Origin of the sequence: Corynebacterium sp. MSK158 (assembly GCF_030229085.1) — a bacterium.
In the GTDB taxonomy this organism is placed as follows: domain Bacteria; phylum Actinomycetota; class Actinomycetes; order Mycobacteriales; family Mycobacteriaceae; genus Corynebacterium.
On the sequence record NZ_JASPHJ010000008.1, the window covers coordinates 57,879 to 73,945 of the forward strand.

The 16,067-nt window shown below is 61.4% G+C and carries 13 protein-coding genes; 3 read left to right on the forward strand and 10 right to left on the reverse strand.

Annotation, left to right across the window (positions count from 1 at the left end; all coding sequences use genetic code 11):
• Positions 1 to 228: 228 nt before the first annotated feature.
• Together QP915_RS07655 and QP915_RS07660 are read left to right on the forward strand one after the other, a co-directional pair.
• Positions 229 to 2,061: a BCCT family transporter gene (locus QP915_RS07655; RefSeq protein ID WP_284768918.1), complete on the forward strand. Its 1,833-nt coding sequence runs from the start codon at positions 229 to 231 to the stop codon at positions 2,059 to 2,061.
• Positions 2,061 to 2,441, forward strand: coding sequence for a hypothetical protein (locus QP915_RS07660; protein ID WP_239192441.1), 381 nt, complete (start codon positions 2,061 to 2,063; stop codon positions 2,439 to 2,441). The genes QP915_RS07655 and QP915_RS07660 overlap by 1 nt, the downstream gene beginning before the upstream one ends.
• Before the next feature lie 6 nt (positions 2,442 to 2,447).
• Here the strand turns inward: QP915_RS07660 and QP915_RS07665 are convergent, their stop codons facing one another.
• The 6 genes from QP915_RS07665 to QP915_RS07690 all read right to left on the reverse strand — a co-directional run bounded on the left by QP915_RS07665 (position 2,448) and on the right by QP915_RS07690 (position 8,313).
• Positions 2,448 to 3,101, reverse strand: a complete 654-nt coding sequence (locus tag QP915_RS07665; RefSeq protein ID WP_284768919.1) for a response regulator — start codon at positions 3,099 to 3,101, stop codon at positions 2,448 to 2,450.
• Positions 3,098 to 4,309: a sensor histidine kinase gene (locus QP915_RS07670; RefSeq protein WP_284768920.1), complete on the reverse strand. Its 1,212-nt coding sequence runs from the start codon at positions 4,307 to 4,309 to the stop codon at positions 3,098 to 3,100. Before QP915_RS07670 ends, QP915_RS07665 begins: the two co-directional genes overlap by 4 nt.
• Positions 4,310 to 4,376: 67 nt before the next feature.
• Positions 4,377 to 5,039, reverse strand: coding sequence for a response regulator (locus QP915_RS07675; protein ID WP_284768921.1), 663 nt, complete (start codon positions 5,037 to 5,039; stop codon positions 4,377 to 4,379).
• Positions 5,039 to 5,650, reverse strand: coding sequence for a hypothetical protein (locus tag QP915_RS07680; protein ID WP_284768922.1), 612 nt, complete (start codon positions 5,648 to 5,650; stop codon positions 5,039 to 5,041). Before QP915_RS07680 ends, QP915_RS07675 begins: the two co-directional genes overlap by 1 nt.
• The gene (locus tag QP915_RS07685; RefSeq protein ID WP_284768923.1) at positions 5,647 to 6,894 is read right to left on the reverse strand and encodes a sensor histidine kinase; all 1,248 of its coding nucleotides are present in this window, start codon (positions 6,892 to 6,894) and stop codon (positions 5,647 to 5,649) included. Before QP915_RS07685 ends, QP915_RS07680 begins: the two co-directional genes overlap by 4 nt.
• 42 nt (positions 6,895 to 6,936) lie before the next feature.
• Positions 6,937 to 8,313 carry a M20 metallopeptidase family protein gene (locus tag QP915_RS07690; protein WP_005326385.1) on the reverse strand — a complete coding sequence of 459 codons (1,377 nt, stop codon included), beginning with the start codon at positions 8,311 to 8,313 and terminating at the stop codon, positions 6,937 to 6,939.
• A gap of 156 nt (positions 8,314 to 8,469) precedes the next feature.
• Between QP915_RS07690 and QP915_RS07695 the strand changes: the two genes are divergently transcribed.
• A complete protein-coding gene (locus tag QP915_RS07695; protein ID WP_284768924.1) occupies positions 8,470 to 9,459 on the forward strand; it encodes an HNH endonuclease signature motif containing protein in 990 nt (329 codons plus the stop codon).
• A gap of 76 nt (positions 9,460 to 9,535) precedes the next feature.
• Here QP915_RS07695 and efeB read toward each other — a convergent pair whose 3' ends face one another.
• The 4 genes from efeB to lepA form a co-directional block, all read right to left on the reverse strand.
• On the reverse strand, positions 9,536 to 10,819 hold the full coding sequence (gene efeB / locus QP915_RS07700) for an iron uptake transporter deferrochelatase/peroxidase subunit (RefSeq protein ID WP_284768925.1): 1,284 nt from the start codon (positions 10,817 to 10,819) through the stop codon (positions 9,536 to 9,538).
• Positions 10,819 to 11,976: an EfeM/EfeO family lipoprotein gene (locus QP915_RS07705; RefSeq protein WP_284768926.1), complete on the reverse strand. Its 1,158-nt coding sequence runs from the start codon at positions 11,974 to 11,976 to the stop codon at positions 10,819 to 10,821. The genes efeB and QP915_RS07705 overlap by 1 nt, the downstream gene beginning before the upstream one ends.
• Before the next feature lie 3 nt (positions 11,977 to 11,979).
• On the reverse strand, positions 11,980 to 13,944 hold the full coding sequence (locus tag QP915_RS07710; RefSeq protein WP_284768927.1) for a phospholipase C: 1,965 nt from the start codon (positions 13,942 to 13,944) through the stop codon (positions 11,980 to 11,982).
• A 257-nt stretch (positions 13,945 to 14,201) separates the two neighbouring features.
• Positions 14,202 to 16,052 carry a translation elongation factor 4 gene (lepA, locus tag QP915_RS07715; RefSeq protein ID WP_005324118.1) on the reverse strand — a complete coding sequence of 617 codons (1,851 nt, stop codon included), beginning with the start codon at positions 16,050 to 16,052 and terminating at the stop codon, positions 14,202 to 14,204.
• Between the last annotated feature and the right edge of the window lie 15 nt (positions 16,053 to 16,067).

Below are 16,067 nucleotides of genomic sequence, written 5' to 3' on the forward strand. Positions count from 1 at the left end.
ACAGAATTGTCTATATCCACTGCACAACCCTGTTTTATAGCGTGACATTTATGCACTACATTTGCGGTTTTTGCAGCGGTGCAGGACAATAAGAGAACCGTCTAGTAAGGCAGGGACATACCCCTGCCGCGTAAGGAACTCGTGAACTCCTCCCGATCCACCCGCGCGTATCATCGCTCCCTTGAACCACGTGACAAGGGCAGCGCCGTGGGCTTATACCCCCATAACATGCACCCAGGGCTTGTGCCCGGCATCAGCGTCGAAGACCAGCGCAATAAGTTTGGCCTGGATAGACCGCTGTTTTTCATCACCGCCATCCTCATCGTCGCCTTCATTATCTGGGGCGTCCTCATGCCCGATAGCGTGGCCAGCGCCTCCTCCTCCGCCTTTGGCTGGGCCATTACCAACGCCGGCTGGCTGCTCAATATCACCATGATGCTGGCCATTGTCACCATGGCCTATATCGGCTGCTCTCGGTTGGGGCGCATCAAGCTCGGCACCGATGACGAGGAGCCCGAGTTCAGCTACTTCAGCTGGGTGGCCATGATGTTCGGCGCCGGCATCGGCGTGGGCATCTTCTTCTATGGCCCGTCCGAGCCGCTATCGCACTACCTCACGCCGCCGCCGCACACGGTGGACGGCAATACCGTCGAGGCCCTCCACCAAGCCATGGCCCAAGCCCACTACCACTGGGGCATATCCCCATGGGCGGCCTATGCGCTGGTCGGCGCGGCGATTGCCTATTCCTCCTATCGCCGCGGGCGCGTGCCTTTGGTCTCTTCCATCTTCAAGCCGCTTTTCGGCTCCCGCGATACGGATGGGCCGGTGGGCAAGCTTATCGACGTCCTCGCGCTCATCGCCACCCTCTTCGGCACCGCCGCCACCCTGGGTCTATCCGCCATCCAGATCGGCGAAGGCGTCACCATCATCCGTGGTGCTGGCGCTATGACGAATACCGCGCTCATCATCATTATCGCCGTGCTCGGCTGCGCGTTTATCCTTTCTGCAGTCTCCGGCGTGGCGCGCGGCGTGCGCTACCTATCCAATATCAATATTTCGCTGACGTTGGGTCTGGTGGTCTTCGTCTTCCTTGTCGGCCCCACCCTGCTCTTGCTCAACCTCATCCCGGCCGGCATTGTCACCTACATCGATCAGCTTCTGCCGATGATGGCCAAGGGACTGTCCTGGGGCGATGAGACCATCGAGTTCCAGTCCTACTGGACCGCCTTCTACTGGGCCTGGTGGATTGCCTGGACGCCGTTCGTCGGCCTCTTCGTCGCCCGCATCTCCCGCGGTCGCACCATCCGGGAGTTCACAGCCGTGACCGTCTTCGCGCCTACCATCATTCTTATTCTCGCCTTTACCATCTTTGGCGGCACCGCGATTTCTTTTAACCGCGAAGGCATCGCCGGCTTCGACGGCGAATCCTCTAATGAGCAGGTGCTCTTCGCCATGTTCCAGGACCTGCCTTTAGGTTCCATCACGCCCTATATCCTGCTGGTGGTGCTGGCCGTCTTCTTCGTCACCTCGGCGGATTCGGCCTCCGTGGTGATGGGAACGATGTCTTCCAAGGGTGATCCCACCCCGAATAAACTCGTGGTTATCTTCTGGGGCGTGTGCATGATGGGCATCGCCATCGTCATGCTGCTGACCGGCGGCGAAGACGTGCTAACGGGTCTGCAAAACCTCACCATTCTCGCCGCCCTCCCCTTCTGCGTGGTCCTTTTAGTCATGATGGTGGCTTTCATTCGCGACCTGCGCTCGGACCCGATGTTTATCCGCCGCACCTACGCCCGCACGGCGATGGATAACGCGATCATGCGCGGCATCGAAGAGCATGGCGATGACTTCGAGTTCACCGTTCAACACGCCGAGGGAGACCGCGGCGCCGGCCACGATTTCGATTCCTCCGCCGAGCGCTATACCGAGTGGTACCAGCGCACCGATGAGGAAGGCGAGAACGTCGACTACGACTTCGATACCGGAGTCTGGTCCGACGGCTACGACCCCAAACACGATAAAAACCACCCCGACTTTGAGGGTGAAAAGAAGGAGAAGTAATGGGCATTCCAGACGACGTCGTCCTCGATGGATATACCCTCATCGAGCAACACGCAATCGACCACGAGTTCCTGCTGCGCGGCTCTCCGCTGGGCACCGAAACTCCCCTCCTCTTCGCCCTGACCATTGCGGGCGTCCTGCTGGTTGCGGCGAGCTTCTTCCTGCGCGGTGGCGCGCGGGTGGCGGCCGGCTTGGTGGGCGCGATCCTGGCGCTGAGCAAGCTGTGGTGGATGCCCTTCGCACTATGGCAGCAGTTCGATGACGGCCAAGTATTCGGCTACACGCTCAAGTACTTCCCGCAGTACTGGCCGGTAGCGTCCCTTATCGTCGGCGTCATCGCGCTGGTAGGCCTAGCCTCCGCCATTTTCCGCCGGCCCTAGCCACGCCTAACCACCGAGCACCACAATCGCGATATGCACCCGGTTGGTGCCATCGATTTTGGCCAGGATGTGCTTCATGTGCGTCTTGACCGTGGTCAGGGAGATGAACAGCTGCTCGGCAATCTCGGCGTTGCTTAGCCCCTGAGCCACCAGCTGGGCGATTTCATTTTCGCGCTCGCTCAGCTCGGCCAGCCCGCTAGGCTGAATCATTTCCTGCTCCGGCTGCGGCGGCGTGGCCGCCAGCCCCACCAGGTTTTCTAGCACCTTTGGGCTGAGCTGTTGCTGGCCTTGGGCCGCCGCTCTTACCGACGCCACCAGCGCCTCCGGCGCCGTCGTCTTCAACAAAAAGCCCACCGCCCCAGCGCGCAGGGCGTGCAGGATGAATTCGTCGGTATCAAAGGCGGTGAGCATCACTACCGGGATATCACGCGCACCGGCCAGCGAGTGCAGCTGCGCCGTCGCCTCGATGCCGTCCATGACCGGCATGCGAATATCCATCAGCACCACGTCCGGCTCCTCGGCCAGGATGAGCTCGACTCCCTCCTTGCCGTTTCCGGCCTCGCCGATGACGCTGATGCCCGGCGCGCCTTCCAAGATCATGCGCAGGCCGTGGCGCAGCAGCGGCTCATCATCGACAAGCACCACACGAATCTCACTCACTGTACTTCCTTCCTGGGCAGGCGCAGAGTCCACGAGAACCTATCTTCCTCATCGTTTACCTGCAGTGATCCGCCCACCACACTAGCGCGCTCGCGCATGCCGACGATCCCGTACCCGCCACTGTTCCCGCTCTCCTTCTTCCCGGCTGGGCCGACGGGGTTGGACATGGTGATCAAGAGGGCGTCGGCAAGCGCGGCGATGGTGATGGTCACCGGCTCGCCCGGCGCGTGCTTGCGGGCGTTGGTCAAGCCCTCCTGGACCGCGCGATTGAGCGCGTGGCCGGCCATGGTGCTAAGCTCCGCCAGCGACTGCGGCCCCGTGCCCTGCTTGTAGCGCACCTCCACGTCCATGCCCGCCCGGCGGGAGCGCTCCACCAGCGAGTCCACGCCCTCGCGCGGATCGATGCGCCCCTCGCTGCGCAGCGAGTGCAGCGCCTCACGCAGATCTCCTACGGCGGCCTCGGCTTCATCGCGAATCGTGCGCGCAGATTTCCGCGTCTCCTCCGGATCCAAGTCTTTGCGGTAGGCCAGCCCACCCGCGTAGACCGCGATCATGCTCAGCCGATGCGAGAGCGTATCGTGCATATCCCGCGCAATCCGGTCGCGCTCCTCCTGCCGCGCAAAGTTCTCCCGCGTGGCCATTTCCTCATGCGTGAGCTCGGCCTGCGCTTGAAGCGCAATCGTGCGCTCCTTCTGGTTCGACCGCACCAGCCCAACAACCAACACAATTAGCGCAGGGTAAACAAGGCTACCGAAGTAACCCAGCTTATACGCAAAACTTTCACCCGCAGGTATGGAAATATCCGTGGCTGCTAGCTTGGAAACCAGCATGGCCACGCACACTACCGCCATCCACAGCCGGCTGCGCCGCGAAGCAGCGGAAAACGCCGCCATAAATACCGATGGCCGGACCTCAGCTATCGAGACCGTCGCGGAAATGATCGTCGCCGCTACCAACGCGCTGCGCGGACCCGGCTGGGTGCTACGCGGGTCGCGCTCCGCAGCGGTATGGCGCAGGGCAAAGGGCAACAGTATCCAGGTGCCTATCATCGCTGCAAACGTGGGCACTAACCGATCTTCAACGACCTCGGAAGAACTTAGGCGGACGGAGGCGACCAAAAAATCGCCGATCAAGGCCACCGCGGCGATGACGAGCTTTAGCCACAGCGGTCGCTGCAGCATCGCGTCGGATTTTCGGAATAACTTCATAACACGCACCAGTTTAAGCCGGCCCGCCACCCGCGCGGTATCCCCCGGAGGGAGGATTCTCTGCGCCCTATCCGCGGGCTTCCAAAACCATGATCGCAATATGCACGCGGCTCGTTCCGCCGATCTTTTTCAAAATGTGCTGCATATGGGACTTTACCGTGGCCATGGACACCACGAGCCGGTCGGCAATTTCCTGGTTATTCAAGCCCTGGGCTACTAGCTCGGCGATTTCGAGCTCGCGAGAACTAAGCCTCCCTAGGCGGTTGCGGGCGGTGCGGGTGTGGTGCGAATAGGCGTCGTCAAGCGCGGGCCCCTGCATGCCTACCAGCTTATCGACGACCTGCGGGCTCAACAGCGGCTGCCCCGCCGCGGCCGCACGCACGGCCGCCATGAGCGATTCCGGCGGCGTCGATTTCAGCAGGAACCCAGCCGCCCCGGCGCGCAGAGCCTGCAGGATGAAGGAATCGGTATCGAAGGCCGTGAGCATGATGATCGGCACTGCGTGAACGGACAAAATCTTCTCCACGGCCGCGATGCCATCCATGACCGGCATGCGAATATCCATCAGCACCACATCGGGCTGCGCGTCGAGCACGGTAGCCACCGCGTCCCGGCCATTGCTCGCCTCAGCTACGACCTCGATATCGGGTGCGTTGGATAGCAGCAGGCGCAGACCACTGCGGACAAGTTCCTCGTCATCAACGAGCACTACGCGCAGGGCATCGGCCATTATGCTCCCTTTCCCACTGGTTGATTCCACCGCGCGCGCCACAGTTGCGACGCGACGGGCGTATAGGCCACAGTAACCGCCACCACTGCCGCGAGCGCTATCGGCACGATTCCCACGTGGCCCGCCACTACGCCGTTGAGGAACGAGGGCACGAGAATATCGTTTAGCTTTTCGAAGAATTTGGGGAAAAATTCGATGACTAGTGTGGCCGCGATGAATGTCAGCGCAGTCTGCAGGAGCAACGTCCACAGGCTTACCCGGTGCAGCTGCTTATCGACGTCCGGCTTCCCCACCGCCGCAAACATCACCCTTGCGCCTTGCCCGCGAAACTCCGGCACGACGTAACCGCGGCGCTCCACCAGCTCGATGCGGTCGGCGTCTTCGGGCGCGTTATCGTCACAGTGTCCGCGCAGGAACTCCAAGCTATAGGCCGAGTCATCGGTATCGGTATAGCTGAGCTTGCGCGAGGTTCCGTTGACGGTAGAGGTAAAAAGACTGCGCTTAAAGTCTAGGTATTCTCCCGTCCATCCCTCGCGGGCTGTGGTCTCTTCTAAGTCGATGCGCATGAGCCCATAATCGGGATGGCGCAGTTGCCAGCTCATCTCGCTCATTGCGCAGCCTCCTTGTGCGCTAGCGGTAGCTGGATACTCCATCCGAATTCCTCGCCTCCCTTTCCTCCTGGGCTTTCCTGGTTAGCCGCGATGCTCATGCGCCCGCCGGAAAGCTCCACGCGCTCGCGCAGGCCCACTAGACCGTAGCCACCTGTGGCGTCCGCGCCATCGCCCGTTTCGGATCCTGCCTTCCCGCGCGGGACTGGGTTGCGCATCTCGATGTCTACCGCGCCGCTCGTCTCGCGCACCGTGATACTTACCGGCTGACCGGGCGCGTGCTTGCGAGCGTTGGTCAGCCCCTCTTGAACTGCCCGATGCACGGCATGCTGCGCCATCGTGGACAGTCCGGCAAAAACGTCCGGGCTGGCACCGTCCGCGTAGGTCACCGTTACCTCTGCGCCAGCCTCCCGCGCGCTCGCGACCAGCTCCTCTAAACCAGTGCGCGGGTCCTGGGAAAGGTCTTCCCGCAAGGCGCTTAAAACAGTCCGCAAATCTTCTACCGCGTTTTGGGCTTCGGCGCGGATGGTGCGGGCTGCGTCGGTAAACTCCTCCGGCACGCCCTCGCGCGGATAGCTCAGCGCACCCGCATGAATAGCCACAAGGCTCAACCGATGCGAGAGCGAATCGTGCATATCCCGCGCGATGCTCTCGCGCTCCTCTCGCCGTGCATGTTCCACCTTGGCGCGCATCTCTTCGCGGTTCATCCGGGCTTGCTGTTCAACCCGCCACCGCTTTTCGCGCTGATTGCCGCGTTTTTGGCCTACCAGCAAGCCCGCGACCATCACAACCACGACGAAAATGGCACCAACCCACCCGATCTCGTCCCAGCTTAAGTACGGGTTGAAGCTAGCATCTATCGCAAACGCCACTACAAAGCATGCCACCGCGGCCACCGAGCGCGTGGTCGAGCGGCGTGAAACCATAGAAATAAAGGCCACGACTCCGCTGACCGCGCCGAAATAGGAACTAGACCCCAGCAATACGATGCACCCGGCGATGAAGCTGCGGGTGGTGCCGGCATAGTCGACGTCGGAAAGCTCGCGCGGCTGGTGCTCCAACGCGAATGGCAGGGCGAAAATTGCCAGCAGGCCCACTGCAAACCCGGTGCAGATATAGGGCCCGTACTCCTCAAATGTCGGCGAATACTCCTCAATGTCGAGGTTCATCAGCACCATGCCGACGAACCAATTCCCCACCGCGCAGGCGGCCACGATGCCCGCCGTACTCCACTTCGTTCTGACCATGGCCCCAAGCTTAAGCCCGCGGCCATAGTCCCTAGGGATGATTTATTTCTGCACCCCGGCCGCATCGCGCATGGCCTTCGTCTGCGCGGACGGATGCTCATTCTCGGTAGCGAGGCGCTCAAACGCCACGGCCGCCAGCGCGGCGGCCTGCATGCCGAGTACGGAATCATCAAAGCGCATCATCGGCGAGTGATTCCACTCGCGCTGATTTTCGGGCTTTTCCGGATTGGCCGTGCCCATCCACATAAACGTGCCCGGCACCTGGGAGAGGACGTAGCCGAAGTCCTCGGAGGCCATCATCGGGGCGTCGAAAGGCTGGACATTCTCCGCGCCAAACATCTGGCCCCACAAGGTGGCGGCGAACTGGTTCTCGCGCGCATTGGTCTTGGTGGTGGGGTACAAAATCTCGAAATCCACCTGCGCGGTGCAGCGGTGCGAGGCAGCGACGGAGCTGGAGACCTCCGTAATCATCTGCCGCACGGCGTCGATTTTCTCATCGCGCAGCACGCGCACCGTCGCGCCCAAAGCCGCGCGCTCCGGGATGGCGTTATATGCGCCGTCGCCCGCCCACAGGTTGGTCACGGTAATCACGATGGGCTCCAGCGCATCAAAACGGCGGGTCAGCGCGGTCTGCAGCGACATCTGAATCTCTGCCAGCGCCGCCACCGGGTCGATGGCATCGTGCGGGCGGGAGCCGTGCCCGCCCTTGCCCAACACCGTGATGGTCAGGTTGGAGGAGCTGGCCATCATCGGGCCCGGCACATAGTGGAAGGTACCGCGATCCTGCGGGCCGACGTGGAGGCCGTAGGCGGCAATGGGGCGTCGGCCAGCGGCGTCGAGCACGCCTTCCTCAATCATCGGCAGTGCGCCGCCCGGGCCTTCCTCGCCGGGCTGGAACATGAAGGTGACATCGCCGTGCAGCTCCTCGCGGTGCTCGCACAGAATCCGCGCCGCGCCCACCAGGCCGGCGGTGTGTAGGTCATGGCCGCAGGCGTGCATATAGCCATTCGTCGACGCAAACGGGCTGCCGGTCTGCTCGCGCACCTCCAAGGCGTCCATGTCCGCACGCAAAAGCACCGACACCGGCCGCTCGCCGCGCTGGCCGCCACGCAGCACGGCAACCACCGAGCTCAAATCCTGGCCCACGTGAATCTCCAGCGGCAGGCCCTCCAGCGCTTCTAGGACCTTCTTTTGCGTGCGCGGCAGGTCCAGGCCGATTTCCGGGTTGCGGTGCAGGTCGCGGCGGAAGTTCTGCAGCTCCTCGAGCATGCCTTCGCCCATTTCCTGGAATACCTCGGTGGCCACCCGCTCACCAATGCGCGCCCGCGTCACCGGCAGGGGCGGCAACTGCTGGGCCTGGCGCGGGGCGGCCAGGCGTCCGGGGTTGGTGGGGCGAATCCGCTTGGTCGGGTCAGTCATGGGGAGCTCCTTTCTCGCTTTCCTATTCGAGGGTACCGCAGGTTATCCACAGGGCGCCCGGCGGGTTCGGGGTTGGTGTGACGGATGGGGCGAGTTATCCACAGGCGGGCGCGGGTGGGCTACCGCGGGCTTGCGGGGTGTCTTAGGCTCGCCGGCATGACCCGCTTGCAGGACTACGCCCGCCAACTTGCCTCGCCGATGGAGCTTCTCGGCGAGGTCTCTGGCGCGCGCGAGGCCGACCTGCGCCGGCTGGGGCTTCCCCGGCAGGAGGCCCGGAGCCTGCTTGCGCTTGCCGACGTCTACTTTGGCCCCACCCCCTTCACCCGCCGGCAGCGCTCGTGCCGGGCAACCAAGCATTGCTTGGCGACGTTGAAGATTATCGAAAAGTACGTCTCACGCACGAAGTCCAAACGGGATGCTTGGGCGCTACGCGCTGAACTATGCGCGACCGACCAGGACGTGGAGCGGCTTGCGCGCACGCGGTTGAAGGAGCTGTATCCGCCAAGGCAGCCGGAGAAAGGTGTGCGGATGACGCGGCGCAAGGGCGGCCCGTCGACGCTTTCGATTACCGGCGATTCCGATTTCATTGCTGACCTGCACGCCAGCATCAACGAGGAGAGGCCGCTTGATTCCGTGGAGAATATCTTCTTCCGCGGCGAGGCTACGGCGCGGCCTGCCGCGACGACGAATATCATCATCCAGCTCGATGAATTGGATGAAATCTTAAGCGGTGGAGGCGAGGAAATCACGCTGCGCCTTACCAATGGCGCCGAAATCAGCGGCGCGAAGCTGGTAGAAAAGCGCTTGGCCGAATGCGGGCTCGTCACCCTCGTCCATCCCTTTGAGGGAGCGGTGAACCTGTATCGCACCTCGCGGCATGCCTCGGAAAAACAGCGGCTCATGGCGGGCGCGGAAAACCCCACCTGCCCGTGGGCCGAGTGCAACTATCCGGCGGATAAGTGCCAGATCCACCACCTGCAGGCGTGGAAACACGGCGGCGAGACCAATATGGCGAATCTCAGCGTGGCGTGCCCGTATCACAATGGCGTCAACGACGACGATCCGCACGCTCCGCCGGTGCGCGGCCGCCTCGAGCGGCGCCAGGGCCGAATAGTCTGGGTCCCACCCTGGGCCAATTCCAGCTGAACGTCCTGCCTCGCTATTTACGAACGCAGCTCCCCCCTGCACAGTTTCGCACATGCTGCAGGGCAGCGAAGCTTGCCTAGGCTTGGAGGAGCGAGCGGCCGAAGAAGTCGGAGTCGTCAGCAACGCCGGGCAAAGCATAGAAATAGCCGCCGCCGTAGGGGCGGATATAGTCCGCGAGCGGTTCGCCCTCGAGGCGTTTTTGCACCGTGATGAACTGACGCTCCAAGTCCTGCTGGAAACAGATGAAGACCAAGCCGACGTCGAGGGTGCCGTTGTCGCGCACTCCGTTGTCATAATTATAAGCGCGACGCAACATGAGCTGGTCGGAGGTTTCTGGCGTGCGCGGATTGGCAAGGCGAATATGCGCATCTGTGGGGATGACGTCACCGGTGGCATCGTCGAGGTAATTCGGCTCAGCGTGCTCGTCACCGCCGGAAAGTGGGCCGCCGGTAGCACGGTCGCGGCCGAAGATTTGCTCCTGCTCGGCAATGGAGATGCGATCCCAGAATTCGGTATACATAGCAATCAGGCGAACCACCATATAACTGCCGCCGGCGGCCCAATCTGGCTCGTCCGCGCCGGCCCACACCAGCTTGTCTTGATCCTTTTCGGCCGGATTGACGATGCCATCTTTGAACCCAAGATGATTTCTTTGGGTGCCAGAAGGCCGTGGCTCGTTCATGTAGCCGTTTTGGCGCCAGCGCACGGCGACGTCGCCGCGGGTGTGCCGAAGGATATCGCGCAACGCGTGAATGACGGTATCGTGCTGATCGGCGCAAATCTGCAAGGCTAGGTCGCCGTGGCACAGCTCGTCCTTCAAGGTGTCATCAGCGAAAGCCTGCATAGAGCTCAGGTGGACAGGCTTGTGGGGTTTTAGGCCAAAGCGGTCGTCGAAAAGCGAATCGCCCACGGCAAGGGTTATGGATAGGCTATCGGTGGGAAGCTTTGGACCCAGCTCACCGGAATCACCGGCAGGATAGGCTATACCATCGGCCGCGGTGGCTCCGCCGGTGGTAAGAATGCGGGCGCGCTCGGTGATGGCACGAAACAGCTCTTCCAAGCGCGCTTTCCCTGTGAACTGTACGTCGAGGGCGACGACCTCAGAGTACTTTTGGGCTGGGTTGACAATACCCTGCTGGTGCTCGCCATGGAAAGGAAGATCGAGCGGGTCATCCGCATCGGTGCGCGGCGAAGGCACAGCGGGGTCGGCCGAAGAATCCTTGCCATGCTTTGAGGAACCGAACGAGGAACCAGCAAAGCTTGACTGCGCGTTGGCGGCCGCGGCTGGGCCGGTAAGCGCAGCGGTTGCAGCAAGGCCAGAGAGAAAGGAGCGGCGGGAAAAATTAAACGGGCAGGGCACTAATCCATCCTTCTAATAACGGTCATCGTGGCGACCGGGGCAAGCAACTCATTAGCACGGGCAACGGCCGACTGCAGGCGCATCCGATCCTTTTGCGACCATTTGTCAAAAGCGGTGTCATACTTTTCATCGAATTCACCGGCGATCTTGTCGAGCTCATCGAGCTGATCATAGATTGGCGCGGTATCCAACCCACGGCCCTCAACGAGGGAGCGGACGGCATCCAGCGTCAGCCGTGTGGAGGTAACATCGCCGCGCAGTGCGGTGGGCAGAGCATGAGCGCCGAAGTCACGCTCGCCACGCATGTCGAAACGCTCGAATTCCTCCATCACCTCGTGGGTGCGCAGACCGTAATCGGGCGCGGGAATAGCAAAGTGGGAGGTCTCGAGGGCGCGGGCGGTTTTATCGACGGCGTCGGCAAGCGCGCGGGCGGGCTTGGCCGCATCCTTGACAGGGCGCTTGGACCACAGCAGCTTTTCAACCTCCGCGTACCCCTCCAAATCCGGCCCAGGCCACATTTCACTGGAATCGTCGAAGGAGCGGTAGGTCTCGAGGTAATCGAGGTAGGCTGCTCGGGCGGTGGGACGGTCTTTAGAGGTGGCATCGGCAAGTGCGTGAGCCTTTTTCTGCAGCTCAGGAACGCGCTTTTTCTGCTCCGCTGCCTGCTGGATAGCAACGGCTGCGACCTCGCGGTCAGTAATAGGTACCATCTTGGGGGCTTCGGTGATGGTGGAACCGGTGACCGTGAAATCATCAGACTTCACGGCCGAATCATTGTGGAAGACACAGGTGAGGTGGTAGGTGCCGTCCTGCAGCTTCGGGGCCCACGCGCGCTTGGCTGGAGTACCCACGCGCTCTAGAACTTGGTATGCATTGCCCGCATCGTCTGCAACGTAGACGGTAAGCGCGAGTCCAGAAGTGTTATAGACCTTCCACTCCGCTTGCCTCTGGACCTTGTCGGGCGTAGGGCACGAATACACGTCACGCACGTTTAGCTGCGGTTCTTTCGGCTTCGCGCTTTTGCTTGTCGACGGCGCCGCCGACTGCGAGTCCCGGGAGCTGGAGCCGAAGGAGCTTAGGGAGCTTTGGGCTACAGCATGTGGGGATACGGCCGCGATGGCAAGCACCGCGGCGGTGGCGATGTGGAAGGTCTTCATGGGTTAGAACGGGAGGTTAGGCAGTGGTGGGAGCTTGAAATCCTGCAGCTTTTTCAGGTCCAGACCGGGGTGGCCATTCATGTACCAGGCGACTACACCAGCACCAACGCCCAGTGCGGTAAGGATAGCCGCGATGGTACCGGCCTTGGAAGAACCAGCAGAAGAGCTGGAACTCGAGTCAGCAGGCTTGTTTGTGCCAGGCTGCGGCTTGGACTCTTGGTGCAGCTTGGTGATGGAAGGCACGTCCTTTTCAGTAACCTTCGGGTCATCCATGCCCTCGACGACGTCCTTGAGGTTGGTGCCGGCACGAGAGGAATTATCCACCTTCTCAATGGACGCGTAATCCTTAGCGACGGTGCCGTCAGTCTCGTTTAGGAACAGCTTCGGCGCCTTCTTGGTGGTGTTGAAGTCGAACATGTTGTTCAGCTCTCCGGCACGCTCGTCGAAGGCGATTCCACCTAGGCGGCCGAGGCCCCAATTGTCCTGGATGAACTTAGTGACGGAGGTCTGCTCGGTGTAGGTGGAATCGATGTGGTTAGTCTTTGCGTACGGGGAAATGACCAGCAGGGGCTGGCGGGTACCCGGACCGCACTGGCCGTGCTTATCGCCTGCGACGCCGACCTTAGCTGCGGCGGCGGTGCAGATTTCTTTATCTTGGTGCGGATCGTTGGAGCCGTTGCGGATTTCTGGGGCCTTGTGGTCGTACCAGCCGTCGGAATCGTCGTAAGCGATAACCACCGCGGTGGAATCCCACTCCGGGGAATTTTGCAGCTCGTTTATGTAGTGGGTGATAAAGGCCTGCTCGTCCAACGGATTCGAATAGCCGGCGTGGCCGTCTTGGTAGTTAGCGGCCTTCAAGAAGGACACGGCCGGCAGGTTGCCCTGCTCGATTGCGGTGTCGAAGTCCTTCAGGTCGTATTGGTGGTTGGCCCGGTCGGTCTTGCCAATCATTTCATCGCTCGAGGGCGCCAGGTGGTGCGGATTAGCGGTGGATGCATAGTACTGGAACGGCTGGTGGTGGGGGTTGTAATCCGTCTGATTCTGGCCAGTCAGCGTGGTGTGGGAAGCACCGCAGCGGGCACGGGCATTATCGGTGGCTTCGTCAGTAGGGCGGAAGCCGCCTTGGAACCAGCCCCAGGTGACGTCCTTGTCGTTGAGTTGGTCGCCGATGTTCTTGGAGTGCATTGCGGTGACCTGGTTGGTGCCTGCGGAGGAGTTATTAGAGCAGTCATCGTAAAGCGGGTCTGGGTCGCCGACGACGGTAGCGGTCTTGCCGTCCTCGGAAACGCCAGCGAGGGCGTGGTTCTTGCCCGCCTCAATCTTCTTCTGCTCACCGGTGGCGGGGTCATGCATGGTGCCGCCGGCCACGGTGCCGGAAATCAGGTTCAGCGCGCCTGGGGTGGACGGGCCGAAAATAGTGGAGTAACTGTTGTCGTTCAGAGCGAAGTTCTGCGCATAATTCCACATGCCAGTCACGGTATTGCCGTCGTAGTAGCCCATGGTCATGCCAGGGGCGGCATAGTACCCATTGGAGGACTTATCGATGTCGGTGGACACGGTCTCTGGGAACTTGTCCATCTTGCCGCCATTGTATGCGGCCTGCTCATCGCCGTAGTGATGGTTCTGGTCCGTAGTCACGGCGTGGTCAGGCCCGATGCGGAAAGGCTTGACGGAGTTGGGGTTCTTCTCCCCCATTACGTCATCATTTTCGAGGTTTTTCGCCTTTGGGGTGCCTTCTTTTGCGGTGAATTTAGGGGCGTTCTTGCCGCTGCCCTGCAGCTTCTCACCGTCCTTGTTCAGCGCATTAGGGTAGGTTCCGAAGTAGTGGTCGAAGGAAATGTTCTCCGAGTAGATAACTACAACGTGCTCGATTGGGGTGGTAGTGGCCGCCTGAGCGATGCCGGGGACAAGTGATGTAGTGGCAGCTGCGGCGGCGCAGATGGCCACAGCGCGAGAGCGAAGCTTCATGAAAAGTCCAACCTTGGTCAAGAAATAGCGGTGCAGGTCGAAAGTGGCTGTGGCTCATCGAGCGAGTCATCGGTCGCTTTCGAATCGAGATTTAACGCCGCCAACGCATAAACCGCAACTAGTTCAAAAGGGTGTCCCCGGCCGTGGGAACACCCTATAGAAGCAGCTCACTTCGGACTTTGTGATAGCCACACCCCGAAAGCTGTTAACGAAAAGTTAAAGATTTATTCGGCTCTACTTTGCAAACAGGTGGTGTTTTAATCGTCGGCGTCGGTAGACAGCGCGGCCACGAAGGCCTCCTGCGGCACCGAGACGGAACCCAAGGTCTTCATGCGCTTTTTACCGGCCTTCTGCTTCTCCAGCAGCTTGCGCTTACGGGAGATATCGCCGCCGTAGCACTTCGCCAGCACGTCCTTGCGCATGGCGCGGATGTTTTCGCGGGCGATGATCTTCGAGCCGATGGCCGCCTGGACGGGCACCTCGAACTGCTGACGCGGGATGAGCTCCTTGAGCTTCTTGGTCATCTTATTGCCGTACCACTGGGCGGAATCGCGGTGGACGATGGCGGAAAAAGCGTCGACCGGGTCGCCGTTGAGCAGGATGTCGACCTTGACTAGGTCCGCGAGCTGCTCGCCGGCCTCCTCATAGTTCAGCGAGGCGTAGCCCTTGGTGCGGGACTTCAGCATATCGAAGAAGTCGAAGATGATTTCGCCGAGCGGCATGGTGTAGCGCAGCTCCACGCGGTCCTCGGAAAGGTAGTCCATGCCGCCCATCTGGCCGCGCTTGGACTGGCACAACTCCATGGTGGGGCCGACGAATTGCTCGGGCACGATGACAGTCATCTTCACCACGGGCTCATAGACCTCGTTGAGCTTTCCTTCCGGCCAGTCAGACGGGTTGTGGACCCACTTTTCCTCGCCGTCTTCAGCCACCACGCGGTAGGTTACCGAAGGCGCGGTGGAAATCAGGTCGAGGCCGAACTCGCGCTCCAAGCGGTCGCGGGTGATTTCCATGTGCAACAGGCCCAAGAAGCCGCAGCGGAAACCAAAGCCGAGGGCGACGGAGGTTTCGGGCTCGAAGGTCAAGGAGGCGTCGTTAAGCTGCAGCTTTTCCAGAGCATCGCGCAGGTCCGGGAAGTCGGCCTGGGAAATGGGGAAAAGGCCGGAGTAAACCATCGGGTCTGGGTCCTTGTATCCCTTGAGTGGGGTTTCGGCACCGCCGTTGGACCAGGTGACGGTATCGCCCACCTTGGTCTCACGGACGTCTTTTACGCCGGTAATGAGGTATCCCACCTCGCCGGGCCCTAAGCCCTCGCACTTTTGCATCGTGGGCGAAACAATGCCGATTTCCAGCAGCTCGTGGTTGGCGTTGGTCGACATCATGGTGACCTTCTGGCGTGGGGTGAGCTTGCCGTCCACCATGCGGATATAGGTCACCACGCCGCGGTAGGTGTCATAGACGGAGTCAAAAATCATGGCGCGGGCCGGTGCATCGGCGTCGAATTCAGAGGACGGCGGCGGGACTAGCTCGCAGACCTTGTCCAGCAGTTCGACCACGCCCTCGCCGGTTTTGCCCGACACGCGCAGCACCTCTTCCGGCTCGCAGCCGATGATATTGGCGATTTCCAGCGCGTATTTTTCCGGGTCGGCGGCTGGCAGGTCGATTTTATTGAGGACCGGGATGATTTCCAGGTCGTTTTCCATCGCCAGGTAGAGGTTGGCGAGGGTTTGGGCTTCGATGCCCTGGGCGGCGTCGACAAGCAGGATGGCGCCCTCACACGCCTCGAGCGCGCGGGAGACCTCGTAGGTAAAGTCCACGTGGCCGGGGGTGTCGATCATCTGCATGACAATCTGCTCCCCCTGCGCGGTGCCGGACTGGGGCACCCACGGCAGGCGCACGTTCTGCGCCTTAATGGTGATGCCGCGCTCGCGCTCGATGTCCATATTATCGAGGAACTGGTCACGCATATCGCGCTCCGCAACCACCTTGGATAGCTGCAGGATGCGGTCCGCCAGCGTCGACTTGCCGTGGTCGATGTGAGCAATAATGCAGAAGTTTCGGATTCGGGCGGGATCCGTAAACGTCGTGGCCGCAAAGTTTTCAGACATACGTCTACAATAGTC